Annotated in this window: 11 protein-coding genes; 6 read left to right on the top strand and 5 right to left on the bottom strand. The window is 61.4% G+C overall.

Going from position 1 to position 14,329, the window contains the following annotated elements:
- Nucleotides 1-96 precede the first annotated feature (96 nt).
- Both P9239_RS22915 and poxB read left to right on the top strand, forming a co-directional pair.
- Complete coding sequence (locus tag P9239_RS22915) at nucleotides 97-1,167, top strand: SDR family oxidoreductase (protein ID WP_309755279.1); 1,071 nt, start codon at nucleotides 97-99, stop codon at nucleotides 1,165-1,167.
- 45 nt (nucleotides 1,168-1,212) lie between these two features.
- A complete protein-coding gene (poxB, locus tag P9239_RS22910; RefSeq protein ID WP_309755275.1) occupies nucleotides 1,213-2,934 on the top strand; it encodes a ubiquinone-dependent pyruvate dehydrogenase in 1,722 nt (573 codons plus the stop codon).
- 52 nt (nucleotides 2,935-2,986) lie between these two features.
- Here poxB and P9239_RS22905 read toward each other — a convergent pair whose 3' ends face one another.
- Nucleotides 2,987-4,555, bottom strand: coding sequence for a tyrosinase family protein (locus P9239_RS22905; protein WP_309755273.1), 1,569 nt, complete (start codon nucleotides 4,553-4,555; stop codon nucleotides 2,987-2,989).
- A 100-nt stretch (nucleotides 4,556-4,655) separates the two neighbouring features.
- Here P9239_RS22905 and P9239_RS22900 point away from each other — a divergent pair, with 100 nt between their 5' ends.
- Nucleotides 4,656-5,702: a GGDEF domain-containing protein gene (locus tag P9239_RS22900; protein ID WP_309755271.1), complete on the top strand. Its 1,047-nt coding sequence runs from the start codon at nucleotides 4,656-4,658 to the stop codon at nucleotides 5,700-5,702.
- A 16-nt stretch (nucleotides 5,703-5,718) separates the two neighbouring features.
- Here P9239_RS22900 and P9239_RS22895 read toward each other — a convergent pair whose 3' ends face one another.
- Nucleotides 5,719-6,354: a PilZ domain-containing protein gene (locus tag P9239_RS22895; RefSeq protein WP_309755268.1), complete on the bottom strand. Its 636-nt coding sequence runs from the start codon at nucleotides 6,352-6,354 to the stop codon at nucleotides 5,719-5,721.
- A gap of 565 nt (nucleotides 6,355-6,919) precedes the next feature.
- On the opposite strand from P9239_RS22895, the gene P9239_RS22890 reads away from it, so the two are divergent.
- The 3 genes from P9239_RS22890 to P9239_RS22880 all read left to right on the top strand — a co-directional run bounded on the left by P9239_RS22890 (nucleotide 6,920) and on the right by P9239_RS22880 (nucleotide 9,763).
- Nucleotides 6,920-8,656 (top strand): methyl-accepting chemotaxis protein, encoded by a 1,737-nt coding sequence (locus P9239_RS22890; protein ID WP_309755266.1) that lies wholly within the window; start codon nucleotides 6,920-6,922, stop codon nucleotides 8,654-8,656.
- 151 nt (nucleotides 8,657-8,807) lie between these two features.
- Complete coding sequence (locus tag P9239_RS22885; RefSeq protein WP_309755264.1) at nucleotides 8,808-9,035, top strand: hypothetical protein; 228 nt, start codon at nucleotides 8,808-8,810, stop codon at nucleotides 9,033-9,035.
- A 47-nt stretch (nucleotides 9,036-9,082) separates the two neighbouring features.
- Nucleotides 9,083-9,763, top strand: coding sequence for a dihydrofolate reductase family protein (locus tag P9239_RS22880; RefSeq protein ID WP_309755261.1), 681 nt, complete (start codon nucleotides 9,083-9,085; stop codon nucleotides 9,761-9,763).
- Nucleotides 9,764-9,789: 26 nt separating this feature from the next.
- On the opposite strand, the gene P9239_RS22875 is transcribed toward P9239_RS22880, so the two are convergent.
- From P9239_RS22875 to P9239_RS22865, 3 genes are all read right to left on the bottom strand, one after another.
- On the bottom strand, nucleotides 9,790-10,665 hold the full coding sequence (locus P9239_RS22875) for a hypothetical protein (RefSeq protein ID WP_309755259.1): 876 nt from the start codon (nucleotides 10,663-10,665) through the stop codon (nucleotides 9,790-9,792).
- 131 nt (nucleotides 10,666-10,796) lie between these two features.
- Nucleotides 10,797-11,705 carry a transglutaminase family protein gene (locus tag P9239_RS22870; RefSeq protein ID WP_309755256.1) on the bottom strand — a complete coding sequence of 303 codons (909 nt, stop codon included), beginning with the start codon at nucleotides 11,703-11,705 and terminating at the stop codon, nucleotides 10,797-10,799.
- Complete coding sequence (locus tag P9239_RS22865; protein ID WP_309755253.1) at nucleotides 11,705-14,287, bottom strand: circularly permuted type 2 ATP-grasp protein; 2,583 nt, start codon at nucleotides 14,285-14,287, stop codon at nucleotides 11,705-11,707. The genes P9239_RS22870 and P9239_RS22865 overlap by 1 nt, the downstream gene beginning before the upstream one ends.
- Nucleotides 14,288-14,329: the final 42 nt, after the last annotated feature.

Raw genomic sequence — 14,329 nt, 5'->3', positions numbered from 1 at the left:
CATGGGCGCGCTAAGTCCATGCCCATCCGGCTCTCTGCACAATTCATCGCATTCCGTCACACTGGCGCATCGATCAATCGACCATCCAGGGCTGCAATGAACAGACAAGCACTCATTATCGGCGCGACGGGCATCGTCGGGCGCAATCTCGCCGAGCATCTTCAGTCGCGCGGTGACTGGAGCATCACCGGCATCTCGCGCGGCCGCACACCCGCACCCGCCGGTGTCGAATCCATCGTCGCCGACCTCACGTCGGAATCGTCGGTAGCAAATGCACTGAACGGACGCGAGTTCAGTCATGTCTTCTTCACCGCGTGGTCGCGTCAGGCAACCGAAGCAGAAAACATTCGCGTCAACGGCGCCATGGTCGCGAACGTGCTTGCGGCACTGGGGCCTTCCGGCTCGCTCGAACATGCCGCGCTCGTGACGGGTCTCAAGCATTATCTCGGACCATTCGAGGCCTACGCGAAAGGCACGGTTCCGACGACGCCCTTTCGCGAGGAACAGGGTCGGCAACCCGTCGACAATTTCTACTACGAGCAGGAAGACCGGCTCTTCGACGCGGCGCGTCAGTACGGATTCGGATGGAGCGTGCATAGGCCGCACAGCATCATCGGTTTCGCCGTTGGCAATGCAATGAACATGGGCGTGACGCTCGCTGTCTACGCGAGCCTGTGCAAGGCGACGGGCGAGCCGTTCCTGTTCCCCGGTTCAGCGGCGCAATGGCACGGCCTGACGGACATGACGGATGCGCGTCTGCTCGCGCGCCATCTGGAATGGGCAGCGACGTGGCCCGAGGCGCGCAACGAGGCGTTCAACATCGTCAATGGCGATGTGTTCCGCTGGAAGTGGATGTGGGAACGCATCGCCGATTACTTCGGTATCGCGCCCGCCCCTTTCGATGGTGAGACGAGACCGCTCGAAGGCCGCATGCAACATGCGGGCAAGACGTGGACCGAGATCGCGGCGCGGCATGCGCTCGCGGAGCCGGAGGTAGACAAGCTCGTCTCCTGGTGGCACACGGATGCGGACCTGGGGCGGCCGATGGAAGTGCTCACGGACATGTCGAAGAGCCGTAAGGCCGGTTTCCTCGATTACCAGAGCACGCCCGATGCGTTCTTCGCGTTGTTCGACCGTCTGAAGCGCGAGCGCATCATTCCCGAGTAAGCCGATCACACCGCGCATGGCGCGCATTCTTTTCAGGGAAAGCACATGGCCAAGCATTCGATCGCCGATTATCTGGCAAAAACACTCGCTGCCGCAGGCGTCGAGCGCATCTGGGGCGTGACCGGCGACAGCCTCAACGGTCTCGCGCACAGTCTCGACGAGCTGGGCACGATACGCTGGATGCATACGCGGCATGAAGAAGCGGCCGCGTTCGCCGCAGGCGCGGACGCGGCAACCACCGGCCGGCTTGCCGTATGCGCGGGAAGCTGCGGACCTGGCAATCTGCATCTCATCAACGGGCTGTACGACTGCCATCGCAATCGTCAGCCGGTGCTTGCCATTGCGGCGCATATTCCGTCGACGGAAATCGGTCTCGGATACTTTCAGGAAACGCACCCGCAGACGTATTTCAGCGAGTGCAGTCACTTCGTCGAGCTGGTCTCGAATGCTTCGCAGTTTCCGCGCGTGCTGGAGCGCGCCATGCGTACCGCGCTGGAAGAACGCGGCGTCGCGGTCATCGTGTTGCCGGGCGATATCGCGCTGTCCGATGGTCCCGATGCGCCCGCGCGCTGGACGCCGGCCGCGCCGCACACCATCGTGCCCGCCGAAGCCGAACTCGACAAACTCGCGCACATGCTGAACGGCTGCGATGCCGTGACCATCATGTGCGGCAGCGGCGTGGCGGGCGCACATGACGAAGTGGTCGCGCTCGCGGACACGCTCGGCGCACCCATCGTGCATGCGTTGCGCGGCAAGCCATTCATCGAGTACGACAACCCCTTCGACGTGGGCATGACGGGACTCATCGGCTTCAGTTCGGGCTATCACGCGATGATGTCGTGCGACACGCTGCTTCTGCTGGGCTGCGACTTTCCTTATCGGCCGTTTTATCCGCCGAACGCGCAAATCGTGCAGGTCGACAAGCGCGGTTCGCAACTCGGCCGGCGCGCGCCGCTCGCACTCGGTCTCATCGGCACGGTTAAGGAAACGGTCACGGCGCTCATGCCCAAGCTGCAACGCAAAACCGAGCGGCGCTTTCTCGAGAACGCACTCAAGCACTACGCCGATGCGCGCAAGGATCTGGATCATCTCGCCACACCGTCGGCACCGAACCGGCCCATTCATCCGCAATATCTGACCAAGCTCGTCGATGAAGTCGCAGCCGACGATGCGATCTTCACTGTCGATGTCGGCACGCCGACGCTATGGGCCGCGCGTTACCTGTCGATGAACGGGAAGCGTCAACTGCACGGCTCGTTCAATCACGGCTCGATGGCGAATGCCATGCCCCAGGCGCTCGGCGCGCAGGCGGCGAATCCCCAACGGCAGGTCGTGTCCCTTTCCGGCGACGGCGGCCTTTCCATGCTGCTCGGCGATCTGCTCACTGCCGTACAACATGAATTGCCCATCAAAATCGTCGTGTTCAACAACAGCTTGCTGGGCTTCGTGTCGATGGAGTTGAAGGCTGCAGGTTATCTCGACACCAACGTCGATTTGTCGAAGACCGACTTCTCACAGATCGCGAAGGGTGCCGGCATCTGGTCGGTGCGCGTGGAGCAATCCGAGCAACTGGAAGGCGCGCTGGAGGACGCGTTTGCGCATCCCGGCCCGGCACTCGTCGATGTCGTCACGGCCAAGCACGAACTCGCGATTCCGCCGTCCATCGACTATGCGCAGATGAAAGGCTTCAGCCTCTACATGCTGCGCGCAGTATTCAGTGGACGTGGCGACGAACTGGTGGAACTGGCGCGAACGAATCTGCGTTGAAGCGAACGCACGGCGGCGGACGACTGTCCGCCGCATCGCGCGGTGCATTTGGTCAAGGCGCATCTGCGCCAAGTTCGAGGCGCGCCTCGTTGATCGACACCGCTGTCCCCCTCGGGAAGTTCGGAGCGCTGACGCGCACGAATGAAATCACTACATCGTTCGTATCGGCAATACCGAGCCGTCCGAGCACATCGGTCACATCGTAGTCGATCATGTTCATGCCGTGATGTCCGGCAGTCGATATCTGAAATGCGCCCAACGTGCCGATGAAATGTTGTGACCTCACGGCATCGACATCGCCGCTGGCGGGAAGATTCAAATAGACGTTGTAGAAGAACCCGCCTTTTTTGGCCGCTGGCGGCATCGACACGCCATCCAGCACGATCTTCACGTACTGATAGGAACTTCGCGCCTGCGGCGCAGCTTGCGAGGCATCGGCCGATTGACTCGCAGCGGCAGCCGGCGATGTTGTGAGCACGTCTTTCAATGCCGTGGCGTTCGCGGCCTGAAGTGCAATCCTCGCGCTCACAGAGGCCTCGCCCAGTGCCATTCCTCTCACGCCTCCCAGAGCCCGGCGCGTCGACGACACAATGCGCCCGGGACTCGCCGTGAATGAGCCGGTCTGAGGCCGCCCCTGAATAGTGGCGATCTGTGCTTGCACGCGAATGATCCTCCCTTCTTGCGCCTGACGCGGCAGCACAGCGGGCGGAGTGTCGTTGGCGTAGTCATAGTTCAGCCCCGTGGTCGTGCGCGTTTTCGACTTGGCGATGGTCAAGCCGCTCGCATAGGTGAAGCTGCCGTTCCAGTAACTGCTGGTCGCCCCGGGCACCCGGCTACTCAAGCGGAGCGACCACGCATTCCACAGACGATCGATATTGCAATGATGCAGATAGAAGATCGGGTCGATAGGCGCCGTCGCGATGTCGGCCATATAGTTGCCGATGATGTCGTGAACCGGATTGTGCGGCGCGTTTTCCAGTTTGGGCTCGAATGCGTTGTTGGTGCCACGCTGGAAGTTGTACACGTTGGACGCAAAGGGACCGAGATCGAGCGCCTGATAAACGTTCGTATTCACGCGCGAGACGTAGAGGGGATTGCCTTGGGCGGTATCGGTGAACTCGGACGGAATGACCGGATACGTGTAGTAATCCCAGTACGGCATGGTGAACGTTGCATCGCCCGATACGGCTCGGATCTGCTGTTCGAGGTAGTACAAATACCCGCGATGCCAAGCCAGAAAATACGCCACGCTATGCGGGCAATAGTTGTTGTGGACCTTGACCCAGTATTGCCACGATGTCGGCTTGCTGCTGTCCGTGGTGGCCTTCATCGTGCGCACCGCGTTCAGGTACGACGCATAGTGCGGCGTTGTCTTGAACGCTTGCCATTCGAGCCTGATGAACGGGGCCGTGGCAGCCGCACCCCACCGCGGAAGAGATGCCACAGCGAGGGCAGACGCCGTTCCCTGGAGGAACGCGCGTCGCTTGGTTGAATTGGAGACCATACACCCCCCAGGGAGCGCAGAAGGATCACATGGACGAAGCGGCCCAGAATCCGAAGCGTCACGACAAGAACGAACGGATGGTTTCTTGAATGTGCCGGCGATTAAAGTATGGACCACCGCGAGGAACGTTCAATGCGTTATTTGCATTCCGAACTATTCTGTGTGCGGTAAGCCACAGAGCTCATCCGGGTATGCGTGTCTTCGCTCGACGCTTAACATGCGCGGCGCATTCGGTGTATCGCGCTGTCAGCCGAGCAGGTATGGCTTAAATGCTACAGGTAAAGTGAGAGCCATGAACTCCGCCCCGAAGGTTATATCCGTAAGCGCGGACTCTGCCGCGCCCGAGCTGGTACGCCTGCTCCTGGCTTCTTCGACATCCGGCCCTTCCCTGCTCGGCGTATACGACGATGACGACTTCCTTCGCTATGCGAATGAAACGTTCATGCGTGCTTTCCGCATTCGCGCGGGACAGGTGGCCACGTTCTCCAGTCTCATCCTCGATGCAGCAAAGAACGGTCGAACACTTCGCATCGAAACAGCCGATGCGCAAACGTTCATCGCCGATGCGCAGATGCGTCGGCGCGGGAGCATTAGCGCTCCCCGCCAGCGTTCGTTCCCGGTGGATTTCGTCGATGGCCGATGGTTCTGGTGCACCGAGACTCTGTTTCCCGATGGCTGGATCGTCCTCGTCGGCGCCGATATCACGGTTCTCAAGAAGCATGAAAGCGTGCTCTCACATGAACGCGATCAGGCACTGCTTCTAAGCGGACTGGATGAATTGACAGGCGTGCCCAATCGTCGCGCTGCGTTTGCGCGACTCGACGGCCTGTTGGCGTCACCGCCGGTTTCGGGGCATCACGTGTGCGTCGCGTTGATCGACCTCGACCATTTCAAATCCATCAACGATACATTCGGCCACGAAACCGGCGATGCCGCGTTGCGGCACTTCGCGCAGCACTGCATCCACTCCTTACCTAGCGATAGCATCTTTGCCCGGCTGGGCGGCGAAGAGTTTCTCGTTGCTTTCCCGAACGCGGCCGGCGCTCAAGCGAAAGACATACTGAATGTTTTGCTGCACGGCATTCCCCCGGTGACATCGAGACTGCCCGCTCAGATTCAGATCACGCTAACGTTCTCCGCGGGATTGGCCGAGGCGCACGCCGGGGCATCGAGAGACGAACTCATCTCACGCGCCGACCGTGCGCTTTATTCCGCGAAGCGCCTCGGGCGCTGCCGTGTGGAGATCGACAGCGCGTCGGGATAACAGCGTGCTGCGAAGGTTACTCGGACGCGCTGCCTGTGGCCGTCTCGAACATATGGATTCTGAGCAGCGCCGTCGTATCGACGGTCCGGTTGCTGAACTCCGCGCCGACTAGCACCGCGCTACCCGTTTGACGCAGATTGCGCACAATGCAGTTGAATACGACGGCATGCATCTTACCGTCGGCGCGCAGGCGCAGCGCGAGCTTGAAGTGCTCGCCTACATTGACGAGCGCATCGTCAAGACGCAAAGCCACACCGCCAAGACTGACGTTGACCACTGCCACGTCGAAACCCGCCGCGACACAATCGTTTCTAATGAGGCGGCCTGCCAGTTCCGTCGATACCCGAACGTGGTTGCGCACGATATGCGTCTGCACGGTCTGCGGATACGCGAGGTACACGACCTTCACAGGCGACTCGCTTCGGCCGATCACCGTGCTGGAAAAGCGGTAGATTTTGCGACCGAGCAGCCCCTTGCATTCGACCGTTACGCCTGCGTCCAGTAACTCGTGCGCATTCGTTGCAGTCACCACGAGCGCGCTGCCCGCAACCGAGCCGACGAACTCCGCCTGCACGGGCGTTTGGTCTCGGCCGGCCAGCGTGATTTGCATGCTTTCCAGCATTTTCGGCAAGGTGCCGGTAGTGGCAGTCATGCGATCGACGCTGGCACGCGGGGCAGGCGCCTCGTGTTTGGCTGTCGATATCAACAGGTTGCTTGCCGCCACCGCTCCGGCGTGCGGCCGCTCCGCCGGAGCATCTTCATCGCGGAACCCGCCTGCCGCGAGTATGCGGTCGCGCTGGCCTTCGGAACGCACGCAATATCCTCTCGTAAGAAGAAGTTTGCCGCTCGCCGAATACACGGCGAACGGCAGTGGCGTGCCGATCTGCAGTTCTTGTGCGCTGAGTTTGACCAGTACCATCTTTCTGTCTCTGTGCGGCGTGCGCCTTGCCCTACGTGGGAGGTCATGAATGTCTTAGGCGCTACGTTAGCGTGGGACCCTTGGCGCTTAAGTACGCTAGCGCGCATTCATCTGACGATAAACGGCGTTGCGTTCAAACGCCCTTTGTCTTTCGAGTCGCCGTCCTCTGCGCGATGCATGAAAGCAAGTATTCAACTTTCTCGCCAATGCGCTGATATCTGGGGGGTTGGCCACAAGCAAGGCTGACGAGAACGAGAACTGACTGACGTTGAACGCAAGGGCGAGACAAATGCAGAGAATGAGCTTGAAGGCAACGCTGTGGAGCACGGTGGGATTCGTGTGGCTGAGCCTGATCGTGCTGTCGCTGATCAGCGCGAGCATGACGCGTACGTTGATGATGCACGATCGCCAACAGGCGCTGGCCGAGCAGGTGCAGTCGGCGGTAAGCGTCGTGAACTTCTACGTCCAGCAGGCGCAAAGCGGCGCAATGCCTGTAGAAGAAGCGAAGCGCGCGGCTATCGCGCATTTGCGGCCGGTGCGCTACGGGCAAAGCGGCTATCTGCTCGTCGTCGATTCGACGATGCTGCAATTGCTCAATCCGGTGCGTCCCGAAACGGAAAACGAGATCAACGATCTGGTCGACAAGACCGGCAAGCATTTCACCGCCGCAATCGTCAAACATGGACTCGACGGCACGCACGTGACCGACTATCTGTTTCCGAAGCCGGGCCAGACCGAGGCGCTGCCGAAAGTGGCATACGGCGAGTACGTTCGTGCGTGGGACTGGCACGTCTACACGGGCGCTTACGTGGACGACATCAATCGTGAATTCGGGCGCCGCCTTTTCGCGATGCTCGGCATTGTCTCCATGGTCGGGCTGGCGCTGACTGCCGCGATGGCCTGGATCATCCGAAGCGTGCTGCGCAAACTCGGCGGGGACCCCAAGGACGTTGCAGACGCGTGCAAACGCATTGCGGCGGGCAACCTCACGGAGGCTGTGCCTGTGGCTGCGCGCGACGATACGAGCCTGATGGCGTCGGTCCGGACCATGCAGGACCGGCTGGTCCAAACGATGGGTGCCGTCACATCGTCGGCCAACGCGATCGCGGGCGCGACAAAAGAAATCGCCGCGGGCAATACGGATCTTTCGGCGCGCACGGAAGAACAGGCGGCATCGCTCGAAGAGACAGCGGCGAGCATGGAAGAACTGACGTCGACGGTGAAGCAGAATGCCGACAACGCGCGCCAGGCGAGCGATCTTGCCGAGAACGCGAGCGCTGTCGCCAACGAGGGAACCGCGATTGTCGGTCAGGTTGTCGACACCATGGCGGGCATCGAAGAGAGTTCGGAAAAGATCGCCGAAATCATCGGCATCATTGAAGGCATCGCGTTCCAGACGAATATTCTCGCCCTCAATGCCGCAGTGGAAGCGGCCCGCGCCGGCGAACAAGGCCGTGGATTCGCGGTCGTCGCGGGCGAAGTGCGCAGCCTCGCGCAGCGTTCGTCTAGCGCGGCGAGAGAAATCAAGGCGCTGATCGAGACGTCGGGCAGCCGCGTCGGCGCGGGCACGGAACTCGTCGCGAAAGCGGGCGAGACCATGCGCAGCGTTCAGAGCGCCATTCAGCGCGTGACGGACATCATGGGCGAGATCGCCTCGGCATCGCACGAGCAAAGCCGTGGCATCGAACAAGTCAATCAGGCCATCTCGCAGATGGATGAAGTCACGCAGCAAAACGCCGCACTGGTGGAGCAGGCTGCTGCGGCTGCGGGCTCGCTGGAAGATCAGGCCGAGGTCCTTCGCAAAGCGGTGAGCGTGTTCCGCACGACCCCGAGCGCGGCAGCGGCCAGCGCAGAGACTCTGGTGCGTGTGCCGCGGGAAGGCGGGCCGCGCCCGGTGCCGGCTACGTCGAAGCAGCGTCCCATCGAGCCGACGGCGCGCCTGCAGAAGCCCGCATCGACGGCCAAGCGCGCCGAGCCTGCGATGCCCAAAGCCGTGGCGGCGACGGCTGCAAGCGGCGACTGGGAGACATTCTGAGCGCACCGACAGACGTCGTTTATTCGTTCGTGATCCTATTGATTCTTGCGTCGCGCACTTCTTGATCTGGACCTCATACACACGTTGCTCCGAGGTGGCTTGCGGTTTGCTACGAATGTGACGTGTCCAATTGAACCCATCGGAGGATACGATGACGACGCACGCAGGCCGGTCGCAAGAAGACCGCATGGAGGCCGAAAAGGGCAAGAAGCTGCCGGCTCAGGAGCAGGCGGGTGGACAAATGGCCGTCGAAGGAAGCGAAGCCGGCAAAGACTCGAGCAGCGGCAAGCTCTCGGAAGCCGGAAAAGACGTTTGGCGTCAGGGCAGCACGATCGACCAGGAAGGACCCTTGCCACCGGACGAGAAGCCGGGTGCCTGAGATGCAGCGCCTGACCGATTCAGGCGCAAGAATACAGAGGGAAACCGATGCACATCGTCTGCCATATGATGTCCTCGCTGGATGGCCGCAGCCTTACGGACGGCTGGCACCTTGACTTCGCCTCCGCGTGTTACGAGGAAACGGCCGCCCGTTTCAACGCGGATGCATGGGTATGCGGCCGCGTCACCATGCAGGAAATCTCGCACGCCAAGGATTGCGACTATCCGCGCGGTCTTGCGAAAGGCGCCTTGCCACGCACCGATCACTTTGCCATGCGCGACGCAAGCCAGTACGCCGTGTCGATCGACCCTAAAGGGCGCGTCGGCTGGAAAAGCAGTACTGCGCTCGACTCGCATATCGTCGAGGTTGTCGCCGAAAGCGTGCAGGACGACTATCTCGCGCACCTTCAGTCCATCGGCGCGTCGTACCTCTTCGGCGGCAAGGACGATATCGACCTTCAACGCGTCGTGGACACGCTTGGCCGCGAACTCAATATCGGCAAGCTGATCGTCGAAGGAGGCGGTCACGTGTCGGGGGCATTCGTCAACGCGCAATTGGCCGATGAAGTCAGCGTCTTACTGATCCCGCTCGTCGACGGACGGGAAGCGCATCCTTCGTCATTCGAAGTCGCAATGGATAAGTGGCACAAGCCTGCGTATCTCAAACTGGATTCGGTCGACAAGTTGGAGAACGATGTGGTTTGGGTGCGTTATACACGCAAGCGATGAGTCTCGGGCGCGCCGGAACGCGCGCCCTAACGCGACTCGTTGGCGCGACGCTTCACTTCTTCGAGCGGTGCCGCGGCAAGCCAATGGCAGTAGCCGCCGATGATGCTGGTATCGATATCCGAAAGAGTCATATGCGCGTATTCGCCATTGCGGTAGCGATGCTTCGACCAGTACGCGTCCGTGTGCCAGGCGTGGATGTGCAGAACGTCGCTGCCCAGCTTGCGATCCGCGAACGAAAAGTGGTCCAGTAAGCCAAGCGAACAGCCCTGAGGATACGTTAAGCGCAGGGCGAGTTCACCCGCGTACATGGTGAGCACCTGTTTGCACCATCCCGGCCACTGGCCCTGAAAGTCGCGAAACTCTTCATCGAGCAGCCGATTGCAGGCATCTCTTTGCGCGACGAGGTAGTTTCGCAGCCATTCCGTGGGACCAAGCACCGACGCGCCGACGTTGTAAAGGCCCGTGTGCGGATAGCCCCAGCGCATGGAGATTTCAGAAAGCCGCGTGCGCACCGACTCTTCATAAGCATACGCGCCGAATCCTGCGCAGAGACCCGACGGACGGAAGTGCTTCAACGCCGGGGTGACGAATGTATCGCAATCGGTCTTTAGAACGTATGGAAACCTGGAGCATGCTTCGAGAACGACAGGCTCCGCGAGATTCGCGACAGAATTGATGTAGCCGTAACCGGCCCACTGCGGATTGCGTTCCGCATAAGGCGCGCTTGGAATGGTTTCGATTCGCGGGTCCTCGGGTAGTCGCCCCGCAATTTCCGGGTGACATACCGCGACCACTCCACCGCTTTCCAGAATGCGAGGATGAATAAGGCTCTTGTAAAGCCAGCCGAATTCTTCCAGCATCTGCTCGCTGTTGTCGATATAGACGAGTATTCCCAGATCCATGGCGTCCTCATCATAGGCTTGCCGCGCGGTCATCAGGGAACCGGACGCGGCATTAGAGAACGCGTCATGCTATAGAAGAAACGCCCTGTCTCTGCTGATTTGGCGCATAAATACACAAATATGCGTGGTGGCTATAGCGCAAGAACGTTCACTGCGACGTCGACATGATGCGATCCGCCGCCGAGTATCATGCCGCGCAACAATGACACGTCGCTGTAATCGCGGCCCGTTGCGAGCGTGACGTGGTCGAGATCGGCGAGCACGTCGTTCGTGGGGTCTAGGTCGACCCATCCGCTTCGCGGGCAATGCACGGATACCCATGCATGCGATGCATCGGCACCGATCAGTCTGGGTTGTCCCGGCGGGGGATCGTTGCGCAAATAGCCGCTCACATAGCGCGCCGGCAAACCCAGCGCCCGAAGGCAACCGATCATCACTTGCGCGAAGTCCTGACACACGCCGTGCCGCAATTCGAATGCGCGCGTGGCCGGCGTGTCGAATGCGGTGGACGCAGGCCGGTATTCGAAATCCGCGTGAATGCGGTGCATGAGATCGATGGCGCCCGCTATTAGCGCCGTGTCCGGCGGAAAGCTCGGCAACGCGTATTCGCGTAACGCGTGGTTCAGCTGGATATTGGGCGACGCGTAACAGAACTCCGATTCACGGACGAACGGCGCGCCAGCGCTGTACCGCAGCCGCTGTGCGACGTCTTTCCAAGGCGGCGTCGCCTGCGGATCGAGCTTCGTCCAGCGCGGAGTGAGACGCACCGTCGTTTCACTCGTCATCGAAAGACGCTCATGCGGCGCGTCCAGCGAAAAGTAAAGCAGGTCGTTACCGAAGGTATCGACGCGGCTATGCACATAGGAAGGCGCCGGCTCGATGCGCTCCGTATGCGCAATGACCTGCTGCCACGGGCTATGCAACGGACGAATGGCGGCGAGGTGCTGCGCTATCTCGACAGGCGTCGAATAGCGATACACCGTGCGATGCGTGATCGCGAGCGTCGTCGAACTGCCAGTGTCATCGATCGACGCATTCATCAGGACACCTGTGCAGATACGGGATGCGCATGGCTGAAGTAATGCACGCTGACTTCGTTCGATGCCGCGCTCGCCGACGCAATCAACGAATCGCAGAGCGCGACCAACGTACCGAAGCGTCCGTCGTCATTGACTTTGCACAGAGCGTCGAGTGGCGGTGAGGCTTCGACATCGAGCGCCATGCCGGTGAAATGCGCGCGACGCGCTGCGCCGGCGGCCTTCACCATTCCGTCGAGCTTCGTGCGCAAGCGAGACAACACGCCATAGAGTCCGCGCGGATTCGTCGGGTCCACGACGACCAGATCGATCAATGCGGCCGCATCCAGATTTCCCGGATAAAGCGATCGATAGGTCAGCGTGCTATCGAAGAGTTGCAGCAGCAGATCGAAGCCTGCCGAATGAGTCAGCGTCCCTTGCGCCGCAAAGACGCGCAGAAACGTTGCCATGGTCGACACGCGCTCGATCATCCTGCCTATGAAAATCATGCGCCACGCCTCATCGCGTGTCATCCGATCGCCCTGCGCGCCGCTGATCGCAAGAAGCTGCGTGGCAAGATGTTCGAGCGCGCCGGCGAGCATCACGCGGTCATAATCCCTTACCGCCTCGTGCGGTGTCAGCCCAAGGCGCGCGAGCGCATCGCGGAAGTCGTTGCGCGCGGCGAGAATCGTGCGCCAGTGATCGGTCGAAAGCCTGTCGCGAATCTCGCCGCAGGCACGCACCTGATTCGCGAGATTGCCGCCGATGCTCGCCGTCGTTGCGGCTTCCGATAATCCGGCTACGAGCACGCGCTCGAATGCATTCGGCGAACGGCCCGCCAGCGTATCGATCGACGGAATCAGTCCGCATTGCGCCGCGAGTTCGACGAGCGTGGGAAACAGATCGTCTGCATCACTGGCTTCGAGCGTGCCGAGCAATAGGCGGCAAAGACGGACGTTGTTTTCTGCGCGCTCGCCATAGCGTCCCGCCCAGAACAGATTCTCTGCTGCGCGGCTGGACACGACGCGCTGCTTGCGCAGATCGCCCGGCTGCATCGGCGATGGACGCAGCGGCACGACAGGGCCGGGATGGCTGGTCAGAACCCACGTGTCCACGCTGCTGCCACCGAGCTGCATCGACACCGTAGCGCGCTTGTCCCCCGCAAGGCGCGTGAAGCCGCCGGGCATCACGCTCCAGCTTCCGTCGGCGCGCGCGATGGCATAGGCACGCAACACACATGGGCGCGAGCCGAGTGCGCCACTATCGAAACGTGGCGCGCTCGAAAAGGGCACATGCTTCTGCACGGTGTACATATCCGGTGCGCGCTCGATGCGCTGCCGCCAGTCGGAAAGGGGCTGCAAACCCGCTTCGATGCCGGGTGCGCCATCCGCGTCCACGCCCGGCCAGGTAGGCACGATGAACGCGTGATCGAGCCGCTCAAAGGCTTCGCGCCGCGCCGCGTCTTCGCCGCACCACCAGGTCGGCACGGTCGACAGATGCAGTTCCTCGTTCAGCACCGCGCGAGCCACGCCCGGCAGAAACGCATGAAGCGCAGGCGATTCCGTGAAGCCCGCGCCGGGCACATTGGACACTGCTACATTGCCCGCACGCATCACCTGCAAAAGACCGGGCACGCCGATGCTCGAATCCGCACGTAACTCGACGGGATCGCAAAAGGCATCGTCCAGACGGCGCAGTACGGCATGCACGCGAGACAGGCCCGCAAGCGTCTTGAGGTAGAGCTTGTCGTGACGCACCGTGAGGTCCTTACCCTCGACGAGGGTCACGCCGAGATGACGCGCAAGAAAGATATGCTCGAAGTACGTCTCGCTGAATGGCCCAGGACTCAACAGCGCTATGTGAGGCGCGTCGCCCCGGTCCGCTTCATCTTCGCGCATGATCGCTCGCGCCGCGTGTGCGAGCGTCGCAACGAGTTGCGAATACGTCGATGCAAGCCGGCTTATGCGCATGGTGCGAAATGCATCGCCGAAGAGGCTCGCCACGATCATGCGATTTTCGAGCGCATAGCCGAGGCCAGAAGGCGCTTCAGTGCGATGCGCGATGACCGTCCATGCACCCGAAGGCGAGCGCGCGAGATCGACCGCGACGATCTGCAGAAAGCCCCCGCTCGTCGGCACGAAACCCTTAACAGGACGAAGATAGCCTGGATGGCCGAACACGAGTGCGGCCGGCAAAAGCCCTCTTTGCAGTAGCGTCTGCGGGCCATAGACATCAGCGACGATGGCCTCCATCAAACGCGCGCGCTGCGCGACGCCGCACTCGATGACCGCCCATTCGCGCTCTTCGATCAATAGCGGCAAAAGGTCGAGCGACCATGCACGCGGCTCGCCGTTGTCCGCATAGACGTTGTACGTGATGTCGTTGTCGCGCACCTGTCGTGCAACGGCTGCAACGCCCTCGTCGAGCCGCGCAATGCCGGGCTCTCCGAGCAACTCGAAGAATCTGCGCCATGGCTCGCGCAATTGGCCGGTTGCGTCTCGCAACTCGTCCCAATGCCCTTCTCGCGCAGGCAATGCGCGCAGGAGCGCCAAGACGTCGATGCGCGCGGCCGGGTTATCGAAGGGCAGTGTCGATTGGAACGCCAAAGTTGGCCTCTCTTGTAAGGCTTACGCGTCGTCTTATCGCGT

It is taken from the genome of Caballeronia sp. LZ062, assembly GCF_031450785.1.
Taxonomy (GTDB): domain Bacteria; phylum Pseudomonadota; class Gammaproteobacteria; order Burkholderiales; family Burkholderiaceae; genus Caballeronia.
This window is presented reverse-complemented; position numbering and strand designations above follow the sequence as displayed.

What these genes read in the sequence shown, in the direction of transcription:
- P9239_RS22900 (WP_309755271.1), top strand. Translation starts at nt 4,656, where the DNA reads ATGCGCGGCGCATTCGGTGTATCGCGCTGTCAGCCGAGCAGGTATGGC.
- P9239_RS22885 (WP_309755264.1), top strand. Translation starts at nt 8,808, where the DNA reads ATGACGACGCACGCAGGCCGGTCGCAAGAAGACCGCATGGAGGCCGAA.
- poxB (WP_309755275.1), top strand. Translation starts at nt 1,213, where the DNA reads ATGGCCAAGCATTCGATCGCCGATTATCTGGCAAAAACACTCGCTGCC.
- P9239_RS22880 (WP_309755261.1), top strand. Translation starts at nt 9,083, where the DNA reads ATGCACATCGTCTGCCATATGATGTCCTCGCTGGATGGCCGCAGCCTT.
- P9239_RS22890 (WP_309755266.1), top strand. Translation starts at nt 6,920, where the DNA reads ATGAGCTTGAAGGCAACGCTGTGGAGCACGGTGGGATTCGTGTGGCTG.
- P9239_RS22915 (WP_309755279.1), top strand. Translation starts at nt 97, where the DNA reads ATGAACAGACAAGCACTCATTATCGGCGCGACGGGCATCGTCGGGCGC.
- P9239_RS22870 (WP_309755256.1), bottom strand. Translation starts at nt 11,705, where the DNA reads ATGAATGCGTCGATCGATGACACTGGCAGTTCGACGACGCTCGCGATC.
- P9239_RS22875 (WP_309755259.1), bottom strand. Translation starts at nt 10,665, where the DNA reads ATGGATCTGGGAATACTCGTCTATATCGACAACAGCGAGCAGATGCTG.
- P9239_RS22895 (WP_309755268.1), bottom strand. Translation starts at nt 6,354, where the DNA reads ATGACTGCCACTACCGGCACCTTGCCGAAAATGCTGGAAAGCATGCAA.